We start from the raw sequence: 20,135 nt of genomic DNA on the forward strand, positions 1-20,135 counted from the left end.
ATCAACTGTTTGTTATAAACTGCTGACGTAGCTTCTCTATCTCATCTCTTTTTTGAGCCGCTAGTTCAAATTCAAGATCTTGCGCGTGCTGGTACATTTGACCTTCAAGTTTAACAATTTCTTTATCAAGCTCTTGGGGGGTCAAAACAGTGTATGCCTTAGAGGGTTCCGCAACCTTAGACAACGGCACCTGCTTGCCCTTGCGTTGATTTTTTGTTTTGGCAATATCGCCAATTTCCATAATATCTTTTACATTGCGTTTGAGAGCTTGTGGAACGATACCCAGTTTGAGGTTATGCGCTTGTTGTTTTTCACGGCGACGATTGGTTTCATCCATCGCTTTCTTCATCGACTTAGTAATACGGTCACCATAAAGGATTGCCTTACCTTCGAGGTTTCTCGCCGCACGACCAATCGTTTGAATCAGCGACCGTTCAGAACGTAAAAAGCCCTCTTTATCAGCATCCAAAATAGCGACTAACGAAACTTCCGGCATATCTAAACCTTCTCGAAGTAAGTTAATGCCCACTAACACATCAAACTCACCAAGGCGCAAGTCTCGAATGATTTCAACACGCTCAACCGTATCAATATCGGAGTGAAGGTATCGAACTTTCACATCATGCTCAGTCAGGTACTCAGTTAAGTCTTCTGCCATTCGTTTGGTCAGCGTTGTGACCAGTACCCTTTCATCTTTTTTCTCTCTTATCCTGATCTCAGACAGAAGATCATCGACCTGTGTCGCAACGGGCCTCACTTCCAATAAGGGATCGAGTAACCCTGTTGGTCTCACGACTTGGTCAGCAATATCATCCGCTGACTTTTCTAACTCATAGTTACCAGGGGTCGCAGAAACAAAAATCGTTTGTGGGGCTAAGGACTCAAATTCTTCAAATTTAAGCGGACGATTATCCAGAGCTGAAGGCAGACGAAAACCAAACTCAACTAATGTTTCCTTACGAGAACGGTCGCCTTTGAACATAGCGCCAATTTGTGGAACGGTAACATGTGACTCATCAATGATAAGCACACCATTATCTGGCAAGTAATCAAACAATGTAGGTGGCGGCTCACCCTCTTTTCGTCCACTGAGATACCGCGAGTAATTCTCAATGCCCGAGCAGAAACCCAACTCATTCATCATTTCCAAGTCAAACTGTGTTCGTTGGCTAATACGCTGCTCTTCAAGCAACTTATTGTTGTCCATTAAGTAGGTTTGACGCTCTTTCAAATCCACCTTGATATGTTCAATCGCATCTAAAATACGATCTCTGGGTGTGACATAGTGTGTTTTAGGGTAAATCGTATAACGAGCAAGATCTCGCTGTTTTACAGCCCCCGTTAATGGGTCAAAAACACTGATACAATCAATTTCATCATCAAACATCTCAAGGCGAACAGCATCTTGCTCGGATTCGGCAGGGAAAATATCAATCACTTCCCCACGAACGCGAAACTGACCACGTTCAAACGCGACATCGTTACGTGAGTATTGCAGTTCCGCTAAACGGCGTAAGATATCGCGTTGATTTATCACATCGCCACGCGTAACGTGAAGCATCATTTTCAGATAAGATTGAGGGTCACCTAGCCCGTAGATAGCAGAGACCGAAGCGACAATGATGGCGTCTTTTCTTTCTAAGAGCGCCTTAGTGGCCGATAACCGCATCTGCTCAATATGTTTATTCACCGATGAATCCTTCTCTATGAAGGTATCGGTCGTGGGCACATACGCCTCTGGCTGATAGTAGTCGTAGTAAGAAACAAAGTACTCTACTGAGTTATTTGGAAAAAAGGATTTCATCTCTCCATATAACTGAGCAGCTAGCGTTTTGTTAGGCGCTAATAAAATAGCCGGTCGCTGAGCCTCAGCAATGACATTGGCCAAAGTAAATGTCTTTCCTGAGCCTGTTACACCAAGTAGAGTTTGATGAGCCAACCCTGAATCTAATCCATCAAGTAGCTGCTTAATAGCCGTTGGCTGATCGCCTGCTGGTTGGTAATCAGACTTTAAATTAAACACTTTACTCATCTTTCCCTCACTACAATACATCGCATAACCTTCATTATTGCTGTATATATATACACCTGCAATGAAATTATTTAAGTTCATCTCTATTTCTGGATTTAGATCCTTATAAAGAATCAATATGTGTAGGATTCCACCTAGCTATTTCAATCGGACTTTGTTACTATCTTTCGCCCTACTTCAAGATCCCCCTTGAAAATGCGCCATATTTATTCACACGATTTCCCCATTTTTGACTAAAATTACCTATATTTTATTTTCTCTGCTCAGTAGCGCTAATCAACACCTCGTTTCTACTTTTATTAATTCCCTATAAAATACAAAGCATTAGCGAAATTTATAAATACGAAAATGTTAGAGTATTTTATCTAATCAATCTTACTAAACGTTGTTCTACCGAGTAATTAACACACTTATCCACAAATTTAGTGGATAAGTAAATCAAGCCCAATAACAGCAAGGTGTACGAGAAAGTAAAGAATAATTCATTAAAAAATTTTGGCATTTTCTCTATTCAAAGAGTTGACACCTTAAAAAGCTATCGTTAATATTCGCCCCGCTTTACAGCAATTCCCCTTTAGTTCAGTTGGTAGAACGGCGGACTGTTAATCCGTATGTCGCAAGTTCAAGTCTTGCAAGGGGAGCCAAATTTTAAGGCCCAGTCTTTTGACTGGGCCTTTTCCGTTTTTATGGCAAGATTTTCGCTATCAATACTATTCAACCGTTAACTGAAAGTTAAGTTTTCACTGCATTAAATCGATAGTTTAATAACGCGTCCTCTCGCTATAATCATCAATTCATTAAGTTTTTACTCAAATTCCTTAAAACCTTACTGATCGTCAGTTGTTATTAGCCTAGCAAAGCACGATAATATTAGGATCGGAATTTCAAATACATATAATTATGACCGAATATTTTTTGTTGTTGATTGGTACTGTACTCGTCAATAACTTTGTACTGGTAAAGTTTTTGGGCTTATGCCCTTTCATGGGCGTTTCAAAGAAACTTGAAACCGCAATTGGTATGGGCTTGGCGACCACTTTTGTGCTGACGCTTGCCTCTGTATCCTCGTACCTTGTGGAAACCTATCTACTCGCTCCATTAGGTATTGAGTACCTTAGAACCATGAGTTTCATCTTAGTGATCGCCGTTGTCGTTCAATTTACTGAGATGGTTGTTCATAAAACAAGTCCAACACTCTATCGACTACTTGGTATTTTCTTACCTTTGATCACCACCAACTGTGCGGTGCTTGGTGTGGCTCTACTTAATATCATCGAAAACCATACGTTCATTGAATCTATCATTTATGGGTTTGGCGCAGCAGCAGGGTTCTCACTTGTTTTGATCTTATTTGCCTCTATGCGTGAACGCATTGCTGCCGCGGATGTACCAGGGCCGTTTAAAGGCGCTTCAATAGCGATGATAACAGCGGGCTTAATGTCACTGGCCTTTATGGGCTTTACTGGTTTGGTGAAGCTATAATGACGACCATTGTTATTGCTGTTCTCGCTCTCGTCGCACTTGCGGCGCTGTTTGGTGCAATCTTAGGTTTCGCATCGATCAAGTTCAAAGTTGAAGCGGATCCGATTGTTGAACAAATCGACGGTATTCTTCCTCAAACTCAATGTGGCCAATGTGGTTACCCTGGCTGTCGTCCGTACGCAGAAGCTATCGCAAATGGCGATAGTATTAATAAATGTCCTCCCGGAGGCCAAGCAACGATAGAAAAACTGGCTGACCTATTGGGAGTCGATGTAGAAGAATCAGCTCATGATTTAGAAAACACCATTAAAACCGTTGCTTATATCCATGAAGATATGTGTATTGGCTGTACCAAGTGTATTCAAGCCTGCCCTGTTGACGCTATTGTTGGCGGGACTAAAGCTTTACACACCGTTATAAAAGATGAATGCACAGGCTGTGATTTATGTGTCGCTCCCTGCCCAACTGACTGCATTGAAATGATCCCTCTCGCCCAAACCACTGAAAACTGGAAATGGCAAATGAATTCGATTCCAGTCGTCGATATTACCGACGCAACTTCCCAACCAGAAAGCCTTGAAGGGAAGCAGTCATGAACACACCATCGTTAATTGAGCAAATCAAAACAGGTAAGCTGTGGGATTTCCATGGGGGTATTCACCCGCAAGAGAACAAAACTCAATCTAATCAACTACCACCTGTTTGGGCAGCGCTACCTAATGAACTTGTTGTACCTATCAAGCAACACATAGGTAAAGCGGGGGATTTGATCGTCAACAGTGGCGATAAGGTTTTAAAAGGCCAACCGCTTACTCAATACAACACAAGTATGATGCTGCCTGTTCATGCACCAACGTCTGGTGTCATTACCGCGATTGAACCTAGAGCAACGAATCACCCTTCTGGGCTGAGTGAAACGTGTATCGTCATCTCTCCTGATGGTCATGAGAATTGGTGTGATAAGAACATCATCGAAGACTTCCGATCGGAATCCGCTGAAACGTTAATGGAACATATCCGCCTTGCGGGTATTTCCGGAATGGGCGGCGCTGGATTTCCAACGGCAAAGAAGATTCAATCAGGGCTCTCCAAAACCGAGATTCTGATTATCAATGCGGCCGAGTGTGAACCGTTTATCACCTCTGACGATGTTCTCATGCAGCATTACGCCGATGAAATAATGATCGGCATTGACATCGTCGACCATATATTGGCACCGAAACTGACGATTATTGCCATTGAGGACAATAAACCAGAAGCCATTAAGGCACTCGAGCTCGCGGCCAAAGATAAAGACATCGTTATTCGAGTTATTCCAACTAAATTTCCTTCGGGTGGTGAAAAGCAGCTGATCAAGCTTCTGACTAATCAAGAAGTTCCTAAAGGGGGGATTCCCGCTGAGATTGGCATGTTGGTGCAGAACGTTGCCTCAATGTATGCAATAAAACGTGCAATATGTCATGGCGAACCTCTTATCCAGCGACTCGTTACTTTGACTGGACAGTGTTTTTCTCAGCCCAGAAATGTATGGGCACTCTTTGGGACAAGCGTTAAACACCTAGTTGAACAGTTCGAATACAAAGCGCAGAGAAAGAACCCCCGAATTATTATGGGTGGTCCTATGATGGGTTACACGCTACCTCATAGCAATATTCCAATTACCAAGACCAGCAACTGCTTATTAGCACCAAGTGCCAATGAACTGCCCGCAAATCAATACGAAATGGCTTGTATTCGATGCAGTCAGTGTGCCGAGGTTTGCCCGTCTTCTTTACTTCCTCAGCAGCTACAGTGGCATGCCAAGGCAGAAGAGTTTGATAAGTGTACCGAACTTAATCTGCAAGATTGTATTGAATGTGGCGCTTGTGCTTACGTATGTCCAAGTGAAATTCCACTCGTTCATTATTATCGTCAAGCCAAAGCAGAGATTCGTTCGCGCAAAGAAGAAGCGCAAGCCGCAGAACGTGCTCGTCAACGGTTTGAAGAGAAAAATGCACGCCTTGAACGAGCAAAAGCTGAACGAGAAAACAAATTTAAAAAAGCGGCTGACAATCGTAGAAGTGAGATGAAGCAGAAAGGCGGCGATGACGCTGTCGCTGCAGCGATTGCACGAGTTAAAGCACAAAAAGAATCCGCGGAAAGTAATGCAGGAAATAAAGAGATAAAACCTGCCGTAGCTGCCGCTATTGCAAGAGCAAAAGCCAAACAAGCACAAGCACAAGGTAAAGAGCCGGTTACTGAGCCTGATAACTCAGAAATGAGTAGATTAAGAGCAGAAAGAAAACAACGTGCTCGCGATGAAAAGCGTCAACAGCAAAATGTAAATGAAGCCACTCCATCAACAGATTCACAAGATGCCAATAATGCTGACATCATTGAAGGTGTAACAGAGAAAGATCCAAAGAAAGCAGCAATTGCCGCGGCAGTAGCTAGAGCTAAAGCACGGAAAGCTAAACAGGAAACATCAGATATATCACCTAACAGTGAGCCTGCTGAACCTGTCAACGACGATCCTAAAAAAGCAGCCGTTGCTGCTGCGATTGCTAGAGCCAAAGCACGAAAAGCCAAACAGGAAACATCAGATGATGCTCCTAGCAGTGAGTCAGCTGAACCTGTCAACGACGATCCTAAAAAAGCCGCCGTTGCTGCTGCGATTGCCAGAGCTAAAGCACGAAAAGCCAAACAGGAAGCATCAGATGAGACACCTAACAGTGAGCCAACTGAGCCTGTCAACGACGATCCGAAAAAAGCCGCCGTTGCTGCTGCGATTGCCAGAGCGAAAGCACGAAAAGCCAAGCAGGAAGCATCAGATGAGACACCTAACAGTGAGGCAACTGAATCTGTAAACGACGATCCTAAAAAGGCCGCTGTCGCTGCTGCGATAGCCAGAGCGAAAGCACGAAAAGCCAAACAGGAAGCATCAGCTGATGCACCTAGCAGTGAGCCAACTGAACCTGTAAACGACGACCCGAAAAAAGCGGCAGTTGCTGCTGCGATTGCCAGAGCTAAAGCACGTAAAGCAAAGCAAGAGGCACTAGCATCAGAACCACAAGATAATACCAAGGAGAAAAACTAGTGGCCTTTTTTATTACCAGCTCCCCACACGCTCATAGTAAAAAAAGCACTCCCGAGCTCATGAAATGGGTGATGATTGCTGCATTACCTGGCCTTATCGCTCAGAGTTACTATTTCGGTTGGGGCACCATTATCCAACTGATTCTGGGGATCGTTGTTGCGCTACTCCTTGAAACCGCCGTTTTGCTAATTAGAAAGCGTCACCCTATTTCTGGTCTTCGCGATTACAGTGTTTTAGTAACTGCGTGGTTATTAGCCATCGCTATTCCACCCTATTCACCTTGGTGGGTTATCGTGGTTGGACTTATTTTTGCGGTTGTTATAGCGAAGCACTTATATGGTGGGATCGGCCAAAATATATTCAATCCAGCGATGGTCGCGTATGTCGTACTACTTATCTCTTTTCCGGTACAGATGACTTCATGGGTTGCTCCTATCCAATTAAGCCAAGACCCTGTTCACTTTGTTGACGCTTTCTCACTGATTTTTAGTGGCTTCAATCATGAAGGTCTTTCTCTTGCTCAGATTAGAACTGGCATTGACGGCGTAACAATGGCGACACCTTTAGACGCTTATAAATCCGCACTGCACGCTGGTAGCACGGCATCAGAAGCCATGCAGCAGCCTCAATTTGATGGTCTAGCTGGAATCGGATGGGAATGGGTCAACCTCGCTTATCTCGCTGGAGGGCTTCTTCTAATTAAACTACGAGTGATTAATTGGCATATTCCCGTGGCTTTTCTCGCCAGTCTCTTACTGGTTAGTACTGTTTTCTCTGTCATAACACCAGGAGAGACGGCAAGCCCAATTCTACACCTATTATCAGGGGCTACTATGTTAGGAGCATTCTTCATCGCCACCGACCCTGTGTCTGCTTCAACGACAGTGAAAGGTCGCCTAATTTTTGGTGCCTTTATTGGCGCTTTAGTCTTTGTTATTCGAAGCTGGGGTGGTTTTCCTGATGGTGTCGCTTTCGCTATTTTACTCGCTAATATGTGTGTACCTATGATCGACTACTACACCAAACCACGTACCTACGGACACTAAGGGAAGTTATGCTCGCGGCTATTCGTAAAAACGGACTCACACTGGCTATTTTTGCTTGTGCTTCAACTGGGCTTGTAGCGGTTACTCATTATTTGACAAAAGATCGAATTCACCTTCAAGAAAAGGCTCAACTTCTTTCTACACTCAATCAGGTGATTCCGCATGATCTTCACGATAATGACCTTTATCAATCTTGTAGTTTAGTATCCAATGCCTCCCTTGGTACTAACGATCCAATGCCGGCTTATTTTGCTACATTAAATGATGAGCCAAGTGCTATAGCTATTGAAGCGATAGCCCCAGATGGGTACAACGGCACGATTAGAATCATTGTTGGTATTAACCAGCAAGGTTACATTACTGGCACTCGTGTACTCTCCCATCAAGAAACACCAGGGCTTGGTGACAAAATTGATTTACGTGTCAGTGACTGGATATTGAGTTTTACTGGAAAAACAGTGACTGAATCAAACTTGGGAAGCTGGAATGTACGTAAAGACGGTGGGCAATTTGATCAGTTCACCGGCGCAACCATTACACCAAGAGCCGTTGTTGGCGCAGTGAAAAATGCGGTTAACTTTGTAAATCAAAATAAACAGCAGCTCATCGATCAAGAATTCAACTGTGGAGGCTCTAATGAGTGACCATAAATCACTATTGAAGAATGGCCTTTGGGATAATAACCCAGCTCTCGTTCAACTGCTTGGGCTTTGTCCATTATTAGCCGTTTCATCGACAGTAACCAATGCGCTAGGGCTAGGCATCGCAACTCTGCTTGTTTTGGTCGGTTCCAACGTTATCGTCTCTCTAGTAAGAGATTACGTACCAAAAGAAGTACGTATACCTGTTTTTGTAATGATCATCGCCTCACTGGTCACCTGCGTTCAATTGCTAATGAATGCCTATACTTATGGCCTTTATTTGTCACTGGGTATTTTCATTCCTCTTATCGTAACTAACTGTGTCATTATTGGTCGTGCAGAGGCCTTTGCCTCTAAGAACGAAGTATTACCCTCTGCTCTTGATGGGCTCTGGATGGGGCTTGGTATGACAGCGGTTCTCGTACTCCTTGGTGCAATGCGCGAAGTACTTGGTAACGGTACTCTCTTCGATGGTGCTGATATTTTGTTAGGCGATTGGGCTCAGTCACTAAGAATCGAAGTCTTTCAATTTGATAATAGCTTCTTACTTGCCCTTCTTCCTCCAGGAGCTTTTATCGGGGTAGGATTCATCATTGCGATCAAAAATGTTATCGATACCCAAATTAAATCTCGACAGCCTAAAGCTAAAAAAGAAGCAATTGAGCGTGCGCGGGTAACAAACTAAATCAGGCGTTAATTAAGTGACAAAATAATGAATAAAGACAAACGGCTAGTCATTTTAGAGCGACTAAGAGACAACAATCCAAAACCAGAAACCGAGCTTAACTGGAGCACACCTTTTGAGCTGCTTATCGCTGTCTTACTTTCAGCGCAAGCGACCGATGTCAGTGTCAATAAAGCCACTGACAAACTTTATCCTGTCGCCAATACGCCACAGTCGATTCTCGATCTAGGCGTAGACGGAGTAAAAGAGTATATAAAAACAATTGGTCTATTTAATTCAAAAGCAGAGAACGTCATTAAGACATGTCGATTGCTCGTCGAACTTCACAATAGCGAAATACCAGAGAACCGAGAGGCCTTAGAAGCGCTTCCTGGCGTTGGTCGAAAAACCGCTAATGTCGTTCTTAATACCGCATTTGGCTGGCCAACCATCGCTGTCGATACCCATATTTATCGAGTCTCAAATCGTACTAAGTTTGCGATGGGCAAAACGGTCGATGATGTTGAGCAAAAACTGCTTAAAGTTGTGCCTAAAGAGTTTAAAGTCGATGTGCATCACTGGTTAATATTGCACGGTCGCTACACTTGCATTGCGCGAAAACCACGCTGTGGAAGCTGCATGATAGAAGACCTGTGTGAATTCAAAGAAAAAGTATACCCAGAAAGCTAGGAGCCTATAATGTCAAACGGAAGAGTTCTTCACACGATGCTACGTGTTGGAAACTTAGATAAATCTATTGAGTTCTACACTAAAGTAATGGGCATGACCTTACTAAGAACCAATGAAAATAAAGAGTATGAATATACATTAGCCTTCGTCGGCTATGGTGATGAATCCCAAGGTTCAGTGATTGAACTTACTTACAATTGGGGAACTACTGAGTATGACCTAGGGAACGCTTTTGGTCATATCGCTATTGGCGTAGAGGATGTCTATTCTACTTGTGACGCCATTAAAGCCGCTGGCGGTATCGTAACTCGTGAAGCAGGCCCAGTGAAAGGTGGTACTACTGAGATTGCTTTTGTCAAAGATCCTGATGGTTACATGATCGAGCTGATTCAACGTAAGCAAGCATCAGAAGGTTTAGGTAGCTAAAGTTTAGGTGATAAGGTTTAAGAATAATCTATAAAAAGGCAGCCATGTGTTGCCTTTTTTGCTTCTCGATGTTAATAATAATTCTCATTTTTATTTAAAGCATTTATGGGGAAGTTTAATGAGTGTAACAAATTGGGAAAAGCATACTCTGCTTGCCGATATTGCGATGCAGCAAAGCGATAGCTTGAGAAGTATTTTGCATTATCAACAAGCCTTAACGATCAGTGAAGACCTCACGCACTCTGAAGATATCGACATTGAAGATCGGCTGATTGTCTCTGTGATCTCTTGTCACAATATGGCAAAGTTCTGGCGTACTATGGGAGATGAAAAATACGAATTAAAGTACTTACAGCTCGCATCTGAAAAAGTCCTATCTTTAGTTCCACAATGTGCAAACAGCCAATGCGACTCCTATATCGACTCACTTGGCTGCTGTAAAAAAGCGCTTATAGAGTTTTTGAAGCGTCACCCTAACCCATACATAGCAAAACAAGTTAGCCACCTAGACTCAGCGACTAACTGTAACCTTATATCGATGTTTAAACTCAACTAGTGATTTGGACATTGATCACTATACTTGTGTGCGTCCTAATGAAATAACAACACGACGGTTTTTATCTTTACCGATCGGAGAAGAATTATCGGCGACAGGACGGCGCTTACCATAACCTTGAACTTGAATCCTATCTTCAGGAAGTCCAAGAGACTCGAAATAGTCTCGTAATACTTCTGCCCGTTGCTCAGATAAGTTTTGACTCACGCTTCTAGTATCAACAGAGTCCGTATAAGTTGAGACCAAAACAAGATCAATATCTTGATTGTGACGGATATACTCCGCGATCTGTGCCAAGCGTTTTCTTGACGCCTTGTTTAACTGAACACTGCTGCGGTCATAGTGAAGTATGGTAAACGCGATATCTTCGAAGCTGTATGGCAGTAAGTTCGCGATACAATCACTAAATACATTGTATTTCTGTTGAAACAATACAGATGACAACGCAACTTCAATTCTTTGGTCACGACTTTGCCAATCTTGATAACTGAAAGTTGGGTAACGACCTTTTTCAAGCTCGCCTAAAATCCCCCACGCTGTCTGACCGCCAATATAGCCATCAAACTGCTTAAAGAACTTTATATTGGTAATACGCTCAGCACTTTCGCCCGGTCTCCATGAAGGAGGAAGCGAAACTAAGCTCACATCACGAGTTTCTCCCATTGGTCTGCGCATTTTCAATTCAAAATCTAGAATGATTTTTTTACTCGCCCTAGAGGAAAACTCTGCATCGCCGTAGTTAGGGATTGGGTGGACTAATCGGCACTCTAATGGCGTATTTGCCACCATCTGCCATGTAGACTGAATTGGCGTCGCAACATAGCGCTTATCCAAGGCAAACACCGTTGGAGAAACCATTATATTGGTCAATAATACTGCGCTAAACGCGGCCCACTTCTTCATATGTACTGATCTCTTCAAACTGCTAAGTGACGGCGAGTCATTGCCGCTGTCAATTTCTACAATTGTTAATGCAAAAATCTAGCCAAACATAGAGGGTAATTTCCGCTTCATTATTAAATCTTCGGTTTTGCTCGTAGCGAGAATCTGCAATAATGCACGGCTTGTTCATCTAGCCAAATTAATTATGACCGTACAGAATGAAATGTTAGCTCTAAATAAACGTTTTCGTGGGTATTTTCCTGTTGTTATTGATGTTGAAACTGCAGGATTTAATTCAGAAACCGATGCGTTGTTAGAAATTTGCGCTATTACCTTAAAGATGGACGAACACGGTGATCTACACCCTGCCTCAACAATTCATTTCCACATCGAACCTTTTGAAGGCGCTAACCTTGAAAAGGCCGCTCTCGAGTTCAACGGCATCATCGATCCGTTCAGCCCGTTAAGAGCTGCTGTTTCAGAAGAGCATGCCCTAAAAGAGATTTACAAGCTTGTTCGCAAAGAGCAAAAAGACGCCAATTGCAGCCGTGCAATTATCGTTGCTCACAACGCGACGTTTGATCATAACTTCGTTATGGCTGCCAGCGAGCGCAGCAAGCTTAAAAGAGTCCCATTCCACCCATTTGCAACGTTTGATACCGCCGCACTAAGTGGCCTCGCTTACGGTCAGACCGTTCTGGCTAAAGCGTGTAAAACAGCAGGGATGGAATTTGACAACAAAGAAGCACACTCAGCGCTATACGATACTGAAAAAACAGCTGAGCTTTTTTGTGGCATAGTCAATAAATGGAAAGCCTTAGGCGGCTGGCCACTTATTGATAACGATAATTAGAAAACAAACACAACTAACCGAGAAAACTATGAACCCTGTTGTAATTTCTGTCTGTATCATGTTGATACTCGCTTTAATGCGCGTGAATGTCGTTGTTGCTTTGACATTCAGTGCCATTGTTGGCGGTCTTGTATCTGGCATGAGTTTAAATGACGCAGTTTCTGCTTTTGAAAGTGGTTTAGGTGGCGGTGCAACGATTGCATTAAGCTACGCTATGCTTGGTACTTTCGCTGTCGCTATCTCAAAATCTGGTATTACCGATCTTCTTGCTCAAAACGTGATAAAACGTATCCATGGCAAAGAAAATGGAAGTGCGACCACTGGGCTAAAATACGCGGTATTGGCATCGCTTATCTTAGTCACAATGTCATCTCAAAACGTGATTCCTGTACATATCGCCTTTATCCCAATTTTAATCCCACCTCTATTAGGCGTGTTTGCAAAGCTAAAGATGGATCGCCGCATGATAGCGTGTGTTCTAACATTTGGCTTAGTGACCCCTTATATGATTTTGCCAATCGGCTTTGGTGGCATTTTCCTAAACAATATCCTGCTTAAAAACTTGCATGACAACGGTTTAGAAGGTGTTGTTGCTTCACAAGTACCAACAGCAATGATTCTACCTGCGTTAGGTATGGTATTTGGTCTTTTAAGTGCCATTCTATTTACCTATAGAAAACCTCGTGAGTACAAAGAAACCGAATTAACTCACGTTAATGAAGAACCAAAAAGCATTCATAAGAAGAGCATTCTCGTTGCTTGTGTTGGTATTGTTGTCGCTCTTGCTGTACAGCTTTCTACAGGTTCAATGATCATTGGCGCTCTTGCTGGCTTTATGGTGTTCACTTTTGGTGGCGTAATTGCTTGGAAAGAGACGCAAGATGTCTTCACTAAAGGCGTTCATATGATGGCAATGATAGGTTTCATCATGATTGCTGCCGCTGGTTTCGCTGCCGTAATGAAAGAGACTGGTGGTGTTGAATCACTCGTTGAAGCCCTATCAACAACGATTGGCGACAATAAACCTCTCGCTGCTCTACTGATGCTGATTGTTGGCTTACTTGTCACCATGGGTATTGGCTCTTCGTTCTCTACGATTCCGATTCTTGCGACTATCTATGTACCATTAGCAGCGGCATTTGGTTTCTCTCCAATGGCAACTATTGCACTTGTTGGTACTGCAGCGGCGCTTGGTGATGCGGGTTCTCCGGCTTCAGACTCAACGCTAGGACCAACCTCAGGCTTAAACGCTGATGGGCAACACGAACACATCTGGGAAACGGTAGTACCTACATTTATCCACTACAACATTCCATTGATCATTTTTGGTTGGATAGCGGCAATGGTTCTTTAATCTAGCCCGAAAATATAAAAGCAACAAATACAAAAAAACCGAGCATCGCTGCTCGGTTTTTTATTAAGTTAGGTTAGGTTAGCTTACCAACCCGTTACTTCACGTAGACCTTTACCGATCTCCGCTAGTGACTTAACAGTCTTAACGCCCGCTTCTTCAAGTGCTGCAAACTTATCTTCAGCGGTACCTTTACCACCAGAGATAATTGCGCCAGCATGACCCATACGCTTACCAGGAGGAGCCGTCACCCCCGCAATGTAAGAAACAACTGGCTTAGTTACGTTCGCTTTAATGAACTCTGCCGCTTCTTCTTCCGCAGTACCACCGATCTCACCAATCATTACAATTGCTTCAGTCTCAGGATCTTCTTGGAAAAGTTTTAGGATATCAATGAAGTTCGAACCTGGGATAGGGTCGCCACCGATACCAACACACGTAGATTGGCCGAAACCTTCATCTGTCGTCTGCTTAACCGCTTCGTAAGTTAATGTCCCTGAACGAGATACGATACCAACTTTACCTTTCTTGTGGATATGACCAGGCATGATACCAATCTTACACTCATCCGGAGTGATAACACCCGGACAGTTTGGACCGATCATAACAGCGCCAGTCTCTTCTAGCTTAACTTTCACATCAATCATATCCGTTGTAGGGATACCTTCGGTGATCGTTACAATAAGCTCAATGCCAGCATCAATCGCTTCTAGGATTGCGTCTTTACAGAATGGAGCTGGTACGTAGATAACAGTCGCAGTAGCGCCCGTTGCTTCTACAGCGTCACGTACTGTGTTAAATACAGGAAGGCCTAAGTGTGTTTGACCACCTTTACCAGGAGAAACACCACCAACCATCTGAGTACCGTAAGCAATAGCTTGCTCAGAGTGGAATGTACCTTGCCCACCAGTGAAGCCCTGACAGATCACTTTAGTGTCTTTATTAATTAGTACAGACATTATTTCGCCTCCGCAGCAGCAACAACTTTTTGAGCAGCGTCAGTTAGAGACTCAGCTGCAATGATATCAACATCAGAATTAGCAAGAACTTCGCGACCTAGGTCTGCGTTAGTACCTTCTAAACGAACAACAACAGGAACAGCAACGCCAACTTCTTTAACAGCACCGATGATACCTTCTGCGATCATGTCACAACGAACGATACCGCCAAAGATGTTTACAAGTACGGCTTTAACGTTGTCATCAGAAAGGATGATCTTGAATGCTTCTGCTACACGTTCTTTTGTCGCGCCGCCACCTACATCAAGGAAGTTAGCTGGTTTACCACCATGAAGGTTTACGATATCCATCGTACCCATTGCAAGGCCCGCACCGTTAACCATACAGCCAACGTTACCATCAAGTGCTACGTAGTTCAGTTCCCACTGAGCTGCGTGAGCTTCGCGCACGTCTTCTTGTGAAGGATCGTGCATTTCACGAAGTTTTGGCTGACGGTACATTGCGTTTGAGTCAATGTTAATCTTGCCGTCAAGACAAAGAAGGTCACCTTCTGCTGTAACAACAAGTGGATTGATTTCTAGAAGAGCAAGATCGTACTGAGAGAACATGTTGCCAAGACCCAAGAAGATCTTAACAAACTGCTTGATTTGATCGCCTTTCAGGCCCAGTTTAAATGCAAGTTCACGACCTTGGTAAGCCTGAGGGCCAACAAGCGGGTCGATCGCTGATTGATGAATCAGCTCTGGCGTTTCTTCAGCGATTTTCTCAATGTCCACACCGCCTTCAGTTGACGCCATGAATACGATTTTACGAGTTGCGCGGTCAACAACCGCACCTAGGTAAAGTTCGTTAGCAATGTTCGATGCTTCTTCGACTAGGATCTTCGTTACAGGTTGACCATTAGCGTCAGTTTGGAATGTAACTAGGTTTTTACCAAGCCATTTTTGTGCGAACTCTTTAACACCTTCTTTAGTGTCATGTAGCTCTACACCACCTGCTTTACCACGTCCACCTGCGTGTACTTGACACTTAACGACTTTCTTTTCCGTGCTAATACGGCCAGCAGCTTCGAAAGCTTCTTGAGCAGTATCACATGCGAAGCCTTCTGGTACAGGCAAACCGAATTCTGCAAACAGCTGTTTGGCTTGATATTCATGCAAATTCATTTTGTTATTCCATTTGTTTATCCCTAAAGGGATTTATTATTTCCGTAACGTCGCTGTATATCGCGAAACGTCTGTAGGGTCTTCTCAAATAAATCGTGTTCTATTTGGGCAATAATAAACGACTTAAATGAAGGCTAAACCGTTGAGCGAGTCTAGCCTTTGAAACTATCACCGTCGAGCTAACAAGGTTAACTCGACGTTTTAGCGATACTAAACGTCTAATAACAGACGTGCAGGATCTTCTAGTAACTCTTTAATTGTCACAAGGAAACCAACAGATTCACGGCCATCGATTAAACGGTGGTCGTATGACAACGCAAGGTACATCATTGGTAGTATTTCAACTTTACCATTCACAGCCATTGGACGGTCTTGGATTTTATGCATACCAAGAATCGCAGCTTGTGGTGGGTTAATAATTGGCGTTGACATAAGTGAACCAAATACACCACCGTTAGTGATAGTGAAGTTGCCACCAATTAGCTCATCAACGGTTAACTTGCCGTCACGGCCCTTAATTGCTAACTCTTTGATGCCTTTTTCAATATCAGCAAAGCCTAGCGTGTCACAGTCTTTTAGGACTGGTGTAACAAGACCACGTGGCGTTGAAACTGCCATGCTAATGTCGAAATAGTTATGGTAAACGATATCAGTACCATCGATAGAAGCATTCACTTCTGGGTAACGTTTTAACGCCTCAGTAACTGCTTTAACGTAGAACGACATAAAGCCTAAACGAGTGTCATGACGCTTTTCGAACTGCTCTTGGTACTGCTTACGCAGGTCCATAATAGGCTTCATGTTCACTTCGTTGAACGTAGTGAGCATTGCCGTGCTGTTCTTCGCTTCTAGAAGACGGTTAGCAACTGTCTTACGTAGGCGAGTCATTGGAACGCGTTTCTGGCTGCGAGCTGCAGCAGGCGCAGCTACTGGCTCTTCACTTTCAGCCGGTACAGACTTAGCTGCGGCTAGATGCGCATCAATATCTTCACGAGTAATACGGCCACCAACACCCGTACCTTTCACTTGCGATGCTTCAAGGCTGTTCTCAGCAAGAAGTCGACGAACGGCAGGGCTAAGCGCATCATTACTCTCTTCTGTTAACGAGGCTTTGTGGCGTTTATCAGGTGACGCTTCTTTGTCATCTGTTGTGTCTACCGTTGGCTCTCCGGCAACCGCGCCTGGCTTCAGTTTCGCGATGAGCTGCTTTGACAATACCGTAGCACCCTCGTCTTCGATAATAGCTTCTAGAACACCAGCTTCAGGCGCTGGTACTTCTAGAACAACTTTATCTGTTTCAATATCAACGATTACTTCGTCGCGCTCAACGGCTTCACCTGGCTTTTTGTGCCAAGTCGCTACTGTTGCGTCCGCTACTGATTCAGGTAAGTCTGGAACCAGAATTTCAATAGTCATATTAGTGTCTTCCTTTTACTTCTAGTTCTTATTTCGAAACTTGAGGATTGATAGTCAAAGCGTCTTCAACTAACGCTTTTTGCTGTTTCAAATGCACCGACATATAGCCGACTGCTGGTGAAGCTGATGCTGGACGTCCGGTATATCGTAACTTACCGTCAGCAGGGATAGCTGCTAAGAAGTTATGCTGACTACTATACCAAGCACCTTGGTTTTGTGGCTCTTCTTGACACCAAACGAACTCTTTCGCATTAGAGTAAGGTGCAATAGCGGCTTGAACATCTTCTAATGGGAACGGATAAAGTTGTTCGATACGCACAATAGCCACGTCATCTTGCTCGTTGTTCCTACGCTGTTCTAGTAAGTCGAAATACACTTTACCCGAACAGAATATAACCTGCTTAACCTTAGATGCGTCTAACTCATCAATTTCACCAATCGCTGACTGGAACGTACCTTCTGCTAATTCTTCAAACGAAGACGTACATAAAGGATGGCGCAATAGTGATTTTGGTGACATAACGATCAGTGGACGTCGCATTGGGCGAACCACTTGACGACGAATCATGTGATAAACCTGAGCAGGTGTCGAAGGCACAACAATTTGCATATTTTGCTCAGCACACATCTGTAAATAACGCTCTAAACGCGCAGAAGAATGCTCTGGCCCCTGACCTTCATAACCATGAGGAAGAAGCATTGTTAAGCCACATAAACGTGCCCACTTCTGCTCACCTGAGGAAATAAATTGGTCAATAACGACTTGAGCGCCGTTAGCAAAGTCACCAAATTGAGCTTCCCATAACGTTAAACCACCAGGTTCAGCTGTCGCATAACCATATTCAAATGCCAGTACTGCAGCTTCAGAAAGTACAGAATCATACACCTGGAACGGGCCTTGCTTATCGTGAATATTACTTAGCGGAACGTAGGTGCTCGCATCAATTTGATTATGCAATACCGCATGGCGATGGAAGAAAGTACCGCGACCAGAGTCTTGCCCTGAGATACGAATACGTTTGCCATCGTCAACTAATGTTGCATAGGCCATGGTTTCAGCCATACCCCAATCAACACGCTTCTCGCCACCAACCATCGCAACGCGATCATTAACTAACTTGTTTACACGGCTTTGTAATTTATGGCTTTCTGGGTACTGACAAACTCGGTTACCAAGCTCTTTCAAACGCTCAATATCGACCTTGCTGTCCCACTCCATATTCCAGTCATGCCCAAGGTACGGAGACCAGTCAACAGAATGCAGTGCCATAGGGCGCCACTCTTTTACAACCACTTCTCCGTGATCAAGTGCATCGCGATAACCATTAACTAGTTCAGTCGCTGTTTCAATATCAAACTCACCACGATCTATCAGCACGTCGGCATAAAGCTTACGTGGTGTTGGGTGCTTCTTGATTTTTTGATACATCAAAGGCTGAGTTGCATTTGGCTCATCGGCTTCGTTATGCCCATGACGGCGATAACAAACAAGTTCGATAACAACATCGCGTTTAAATTCATTACGGTAATCCAACGCAAGGCGTGCGACAAAAGCAACCGCTTCTGGATCATCTGCATTAACGTGGAAAATAGGTGCCTGAACCATCTTAGCTATATCGGTACAATACATCGTAGAACGTGTATCACGAGGATTCGACGTTGTGAAACCGACTTGGTTATTCACCACGATTCGAATCGTACCACCAACGCGGAAGCCACGTGTTTGAGACATGTTGAATGTCTCTTGTACGACACCTTGACCTGCAATTGCAGAGTCACCGTGAACGGTAATTGGCAGTACAATGCTACCGTCTTTATCGTCCAAACGATCTTGACGAGCACGCACAGAACCGATAACCACTGGGTTAACAATTTCTAGGTGAGATGGGTTAAACGCCAACACTAAGTGAACATCGTTACCCGGTGTGGCGAAATCGGCAGAGAAGCCTTGGTGATACTTAACATCACCTGTACCCCACGTTTCATCATGTTTGCCAGCAAATTCGTCAAATAGGTCTTGTGGCTTCTTACCTAACACGTTAACCAACATGTTCAAGCGACCACGGTGAGCCATACCAACAACGACTTCACGCATTCCTTGACTGCCCGCATGGCGAATGAGCTCTTTCGTCATAGGAATTAATGCATCGCCACCCTCAAGAGAAAAACGCTTTGCTCCTGGGAACTTAGCACCAAGATAGCGCTCCAGACCTTCAGCAGCAGTCAATTCTTCAAGGAACGCACGCTTTTCATCAAGATTAAAGGAAGGTTGACCTGAAACAGATTCCAAACGTTGCTGAATCCAACGTTTTTGTTCTGTGTTAGTCATGTGCATATATTCAGCGCCGATTGAACCACAGTAGGTCTGCTTCAGTGCTTTATAGAGATCTCGAAGAACCATTGTCTCTTGCCCAATAGCAAAAGAACCGATATTGAAGGTTTCGTCAAAATCTTCTTCAGTTAAATTATGGAAGGATGGATCGAGTTCAGCAACTGCTGGCCTAATCCATAAACCTAGAGGGTCTAAATTTGCAGCTTGATGCCCTCTAAAACGGAAAGCATTAATAAGCTGTAGAACTTTTACTTGTTTAACATCGACATCAGGATCACTAACTTGGACATTGTAATGCTTAGTCTCTTGAGCGAGTCGTCGGAAGTATTCACGAACACGCGAATGTGGTTGTTCAACCACTTCTGAAGATTGCGTTGGCAGATCTTCAAATACACGTCTCCATTCCTCACTTACCAGATCGGGATCACTTAGATACGTTTCGTAGAGTTCCTCTACATAAGTTGCATTGGCGCCAGCCAAGTGTGAAGACTCGAGCCATGCCTTCATCACGCCGTTGTGCATAAATTCCCTTAACCAGTAGTTTTCACGTTTGCTTCGGTTAA

17 protein-coding genes and 1 tRNA gene are annotated in these 20,135 nt (G+C 43.8%); 12 read left to right on the forward strand and 6 right to left on the reverse strand.

Annotation, left to right across the window (positions count from 1 at the left end):
• Position 1: 1 nt before the first annotated feature.
• The gene (gene uvrB / locus KP803_RS02575; RefSeq protein WP_248007261.1) at positions 2–2,032 is read right to left on the reverse strand and encodes an excinuclease ABC subunit UvrB; all 2,031 of its coding nucleotides are present in this window, start codon (positions 2,030–2,032) and stop codon (positions 2–4) included.
• 568 nt (positions 2,033–2,600) lie between these two features.
• On the opposite strand from uvrB, the gene KP803_RS02580 reads away from it, so the two are divergent.
• From KP803_RS02580 to KP803_RS02625, 10 genes are all read left to right on the forward strand, one after another.
• Positions 2,601–2,676, forward strand: a tRNA-Asn gene (locus KP803_RS02580).
• A 256-nt stretch (positions 2,677–2,932) separates the two neighbouring features.
• A complete protein-coding gene (rsxA, locus tag KP803_RS02585) occupies positions 2,933–3,514 on the forward strand; it encodes an electron transport complex subunit RsxA (RefSeq protein ID WP_248007262.1) in 582 nt (193 codons plus the stop codon).
• The gene (gene rsxB / locus KP803_RS02590; RefSeq protein ID WP_248007263.1) at positions 3,514–4,110 is read left to right on the forward strand and encodes an electron transport complex subunit RsxB; all 597 of its coding nucleotides are present in this window, start codon (positions 3,514–3,516) and stop codon (positions 4,108–4,110) included. Before rsxA ends, rsxB begins: the two co-directional genes overlap by 1 nt.
• A complete protein-coding gene (gene rsxC / locus KP803_RS02595) occupies positions 4,107–6,590 on the forward strand; it encodes an electron transport complex subunit RsxC (protein ID WP_248007264.1) in 2,484 nt (827 codons plus the stop codon). Before rsxB ends, rsxC begins: the two co-directional genes overlap by 4 nt.
• The gene (gene rsxD, locus KP803_RS02600) at positions 6,590–7,636 is read left to right on the forward strand and encodes an electron transport complex subunit RsxD (protein ID WP_248007265.1); all 1,047 of its coding nucleotides are present in this window, start codon (positions 6,590–6,592) and stop codon (positions 7,634–7,636) included. Before rsxC ends, rsxD begins: the two co-directional genes overlap by 1 nt.
• A gap of 8 nt (positions 7,637–7,644) precedes the next feature.
• Entirely contained in the window at positions 7,645–8,280 is a 636-nt protein-coding gene (gene rsxG, locus KP803_RS02605; protein ID WP_248007266.1) for an electron transport complex subunit RsxG, read from the forward strand.
• The gene (locus KP803_RS02610) at positions 8,273–8,962 is read left to right on the forward strand and encodes an electron transport complex subunit E (RefSeq protein ID WP_248007267.1); all 690 of its coding nucleotides are present in this window, start codon (positions 8,273–8,275) and stop codon (positions 8,960–8,962) included. The genes rsxG and KP803_RS02610 overlap by 8 nt, the downstream gene beginning before the upstream one ends.
• A gap of 27 nt (positions 8,963–8,989) precedes the next feature.
• A complete protein-coding gene (nth, locus tag KP803_RS02615) occupies positions 8,990–9,631 on the forward strand; it encodes an endonuclease III (RefSeq protein ID WP_248007268.1) in 642 nt (213 codons plus the stop codon).
• A 9-nt stretch (positions 9,632–9,640) separates the two neighbouring features.
• Positions 9,641–10,057 (forward strand): lactoylglutathione lyase, encoded by a 417-nt coding sequence (gene gloA, locus KP803_RS02620; protein WP_248007269.1) that lies wholly within the window; start codon positions 9,641–9,643, stop codon positions 10,055–10,057.
• A gap of 118 nt (positions 10,058–10,175) precedes the next feature.
• Complete coding sequence (locus KP803_RS02625) at positions 10,176–10,613, forward strand: DUF2753 domain-containing protein (RefSeq protein ID WP_248007270.1); 438 nt, start codon at positions 10,176–10,178, stop codon at positions 10,611–10,613.
• A gap of 18 nt (positions 10,614–10,631) precedes the next feature.
• On the opposite strand, the gene motY is transcribed toward KP803_RS02625, so the two are convergent.
• Positions 10,632–11,516, reverse strand: coding sequence for a flagellar protein MotY (gene motY / locus KP803_RS02630; RefSeq protein ID WP_427916915.1), 885 nt, complete (start codon positions 11,514–11,516; stop codon positions 10,632–10,634).
• Positions 11,517–11,700: 184 nt separating this feature from the next.
• Between motY and rnt the strand changes: the two genes are divergently transcribed.
• Entirely contained in the window at positions 11,701–12,348 is a 648-nt protein-coding gene (gene rnt / locus KP803_RS02635; RefSeq protein WP_248007271.1) for a ribonuclease T, read from the forward strand.
• A 28-nt stretch (positions 12,349–12,376) separates the two neighbouring features.
• Complete coding sequence (locus tag KP803_RS02640; protein ID WP_248007272.1) at positions 12,377–13,702, forward strand: Na+/H+ antiporter family protein; 1,326 nt, start codon at positions 12,377–12,379, stop codon at positions 13,700–13,702.
• 83 nt (positions 13,703–13,785) lie between these two features.
• Here KP803_RS02640 and sucD read toward each other — a convergent pair whose 3' ends face one another.
• From sucD to sucA, 4 genes are all read right to left on the reverse strand, one after another.
• On the reverse strand, positions 13,786–14,658 hold the full coding sequence (gene sucD / locus KP803_RS02645; RefSeq protein ID WP_248007273.1) for a succinate--CoA ligase subunit alpha: 873 nt from the start codon (positions 14,656–14,658) through the stop codon (positions 13,786–13,788).
• Positions 14,658–15,824, reverse strand: coding sequence for an ADP-forming succinate--CoA ligase subunit beta (gene sucC / locus KP803_RS02650; protein WP_248007274.1), 1,167 nt, complete (start codon positions 15,822–15,824; stop codon positions 14,658–14,660). Before sucC ends, sucD begins: the two co-directional genes overlap by 1 nt.
• A gap of 210 nt (positions 15,825–16,034) precedes the next feature.
• Positions 16,035–17,240 (reverse strand): 2-oxoglutarate dehydrogenase complex dihydrolipoyllysine-residue succinyltransferase, encoded by a 1,206-nt coding sequence (odhB, locus tag KP803_RS02655; RefSeq protein ID WP_248007275.1) that lies wholly within the window; start codon positions 17,238–17,240, stop codon positions 16,035–16,037.
• A gap of 28 nt (positions 17,241–17,268) precedes the next feature.
• Positions 17,269–20,094: a 2-oxoglutarate dehydrogenase E1 component gene (gene sucA, locus KP803_RS02660; protein ID WP_248007276.1), complete on the reverse strand. Its 2,826-nt coding sequence runs from the start codon at positions 20,092–20,094 to the stop codon at positions 17,269–17,271.
• Positions 20,095–20,135 lie beyond the last annotated feature (41 nt).

Source organism: Vibrio amylolyticus, from assembly GCF_023145695.1.
GTDB classification, from domain to species: Bacteria; Pseudomonadota; Gammaproteobacteria; order Enterobacterales; family Vibrionaceae; genus Vibrio; species Vibrio amylolyticus.

Coding starts and splice junctions, on each gene's coding strand:
- uvrB (WP_248007261.1), bottom strand. CDS start 2,032: ATGAGTAAAGTGTTTAATTTAAAGTCTGATTACCAACCAGCAGGCGAT.
- rsxA (WP_248007262.1), top strand. CDS start 2,933: ATGACCGAATATTTTTTGTTGTTGATTGGTACTGTACTCGTCAATAAC.
- rsxB (WP_248007263.1), top strand. CDS start 3,514: ATGACGACCATTGTTATTGCTGTTCTCGCTCTCGTCGCACTTGCGGCG.
- rsxC (WP_248007264.1), top strand. CDS start 4,107: ATGAACACACCATCGTTAATTGAGCAAATCAAAACAGGTAAGCTGTGG.
- rsxG (WP_248007266.1), top strand. CDS start 7,645: ATGCTCGCGGCTATTCGTAAAAACGGACTCACACTGGCTATTTTTGCT.
- KP803_RS02610 (WP_248007267.1), top strand. CDS start 8,273: ATGAGTGACCATAAATCACTATTGAAGAATGGCCTTTGGGATAATAAC.
- nth (WP_248007268.1), top strand. CDS start 8,990: ATGAATAAAGACAAACGGCTAGTCATTTTAGAGCGACTAAGAGACAAC.
- gloA (WP_248007269.1), top strand. CDS start 9,641: ATGTCAAACGGAAGAGTTCTTCACACGATGCTACGTGTTGGAAACTTA.
- KP803_RS02625 (WP_248007270.1), top strand. CDS start 10,176: ATGAGTGTAACAAATTGGGAAAAGCATACTCTGCTTGCCGATATTGCG.
- motY (WP_427916915.1), bottom strand. CDS start 11,516: ATGAAGAAGTGGGCCGCGTTTAGCGCAGTATTATTGACCAATATAATG.
- rnt (WP_248007271.1), top strand. CDS start 11,701: ATGACCGTACAGAATGAAATGTTAGCTCTAAATAAACGTTTTCGTGGG.
- KP803_RS02640 (WP_248007272.1), top strand. CDS start 12,377: ATGAACCCTGTTGTAATTTCTGTCTGTATCATGTTGATACTCGCTTTA.
- sucD (WP_248007273.1), bottom strand. CDS start 14,658: ATGTCTGTACTAATTAATAAAGACACTAAAGTGATCTGTCAGGGCTTC.
- sucC (WP_248007274.1), bottom strand. CDS start 15,824: ATGAATTTGCATGAATATCAAGCCAAACAGCTGTTTGCAGAATTCGGT.
- odhB (WP_248007275.1), bottom strand. CDS start 17,240: ATGACTATTGAAATTCTGGTTCCAGACTTACCTGAATCAGTAGCGGAC.
- sucA (WP_248007276.1), bottom strand. CDS start 20,094: ATGCACAACGGCGTGATGAAGGCATGGCTCGAGTCTTCACACTTGGCT.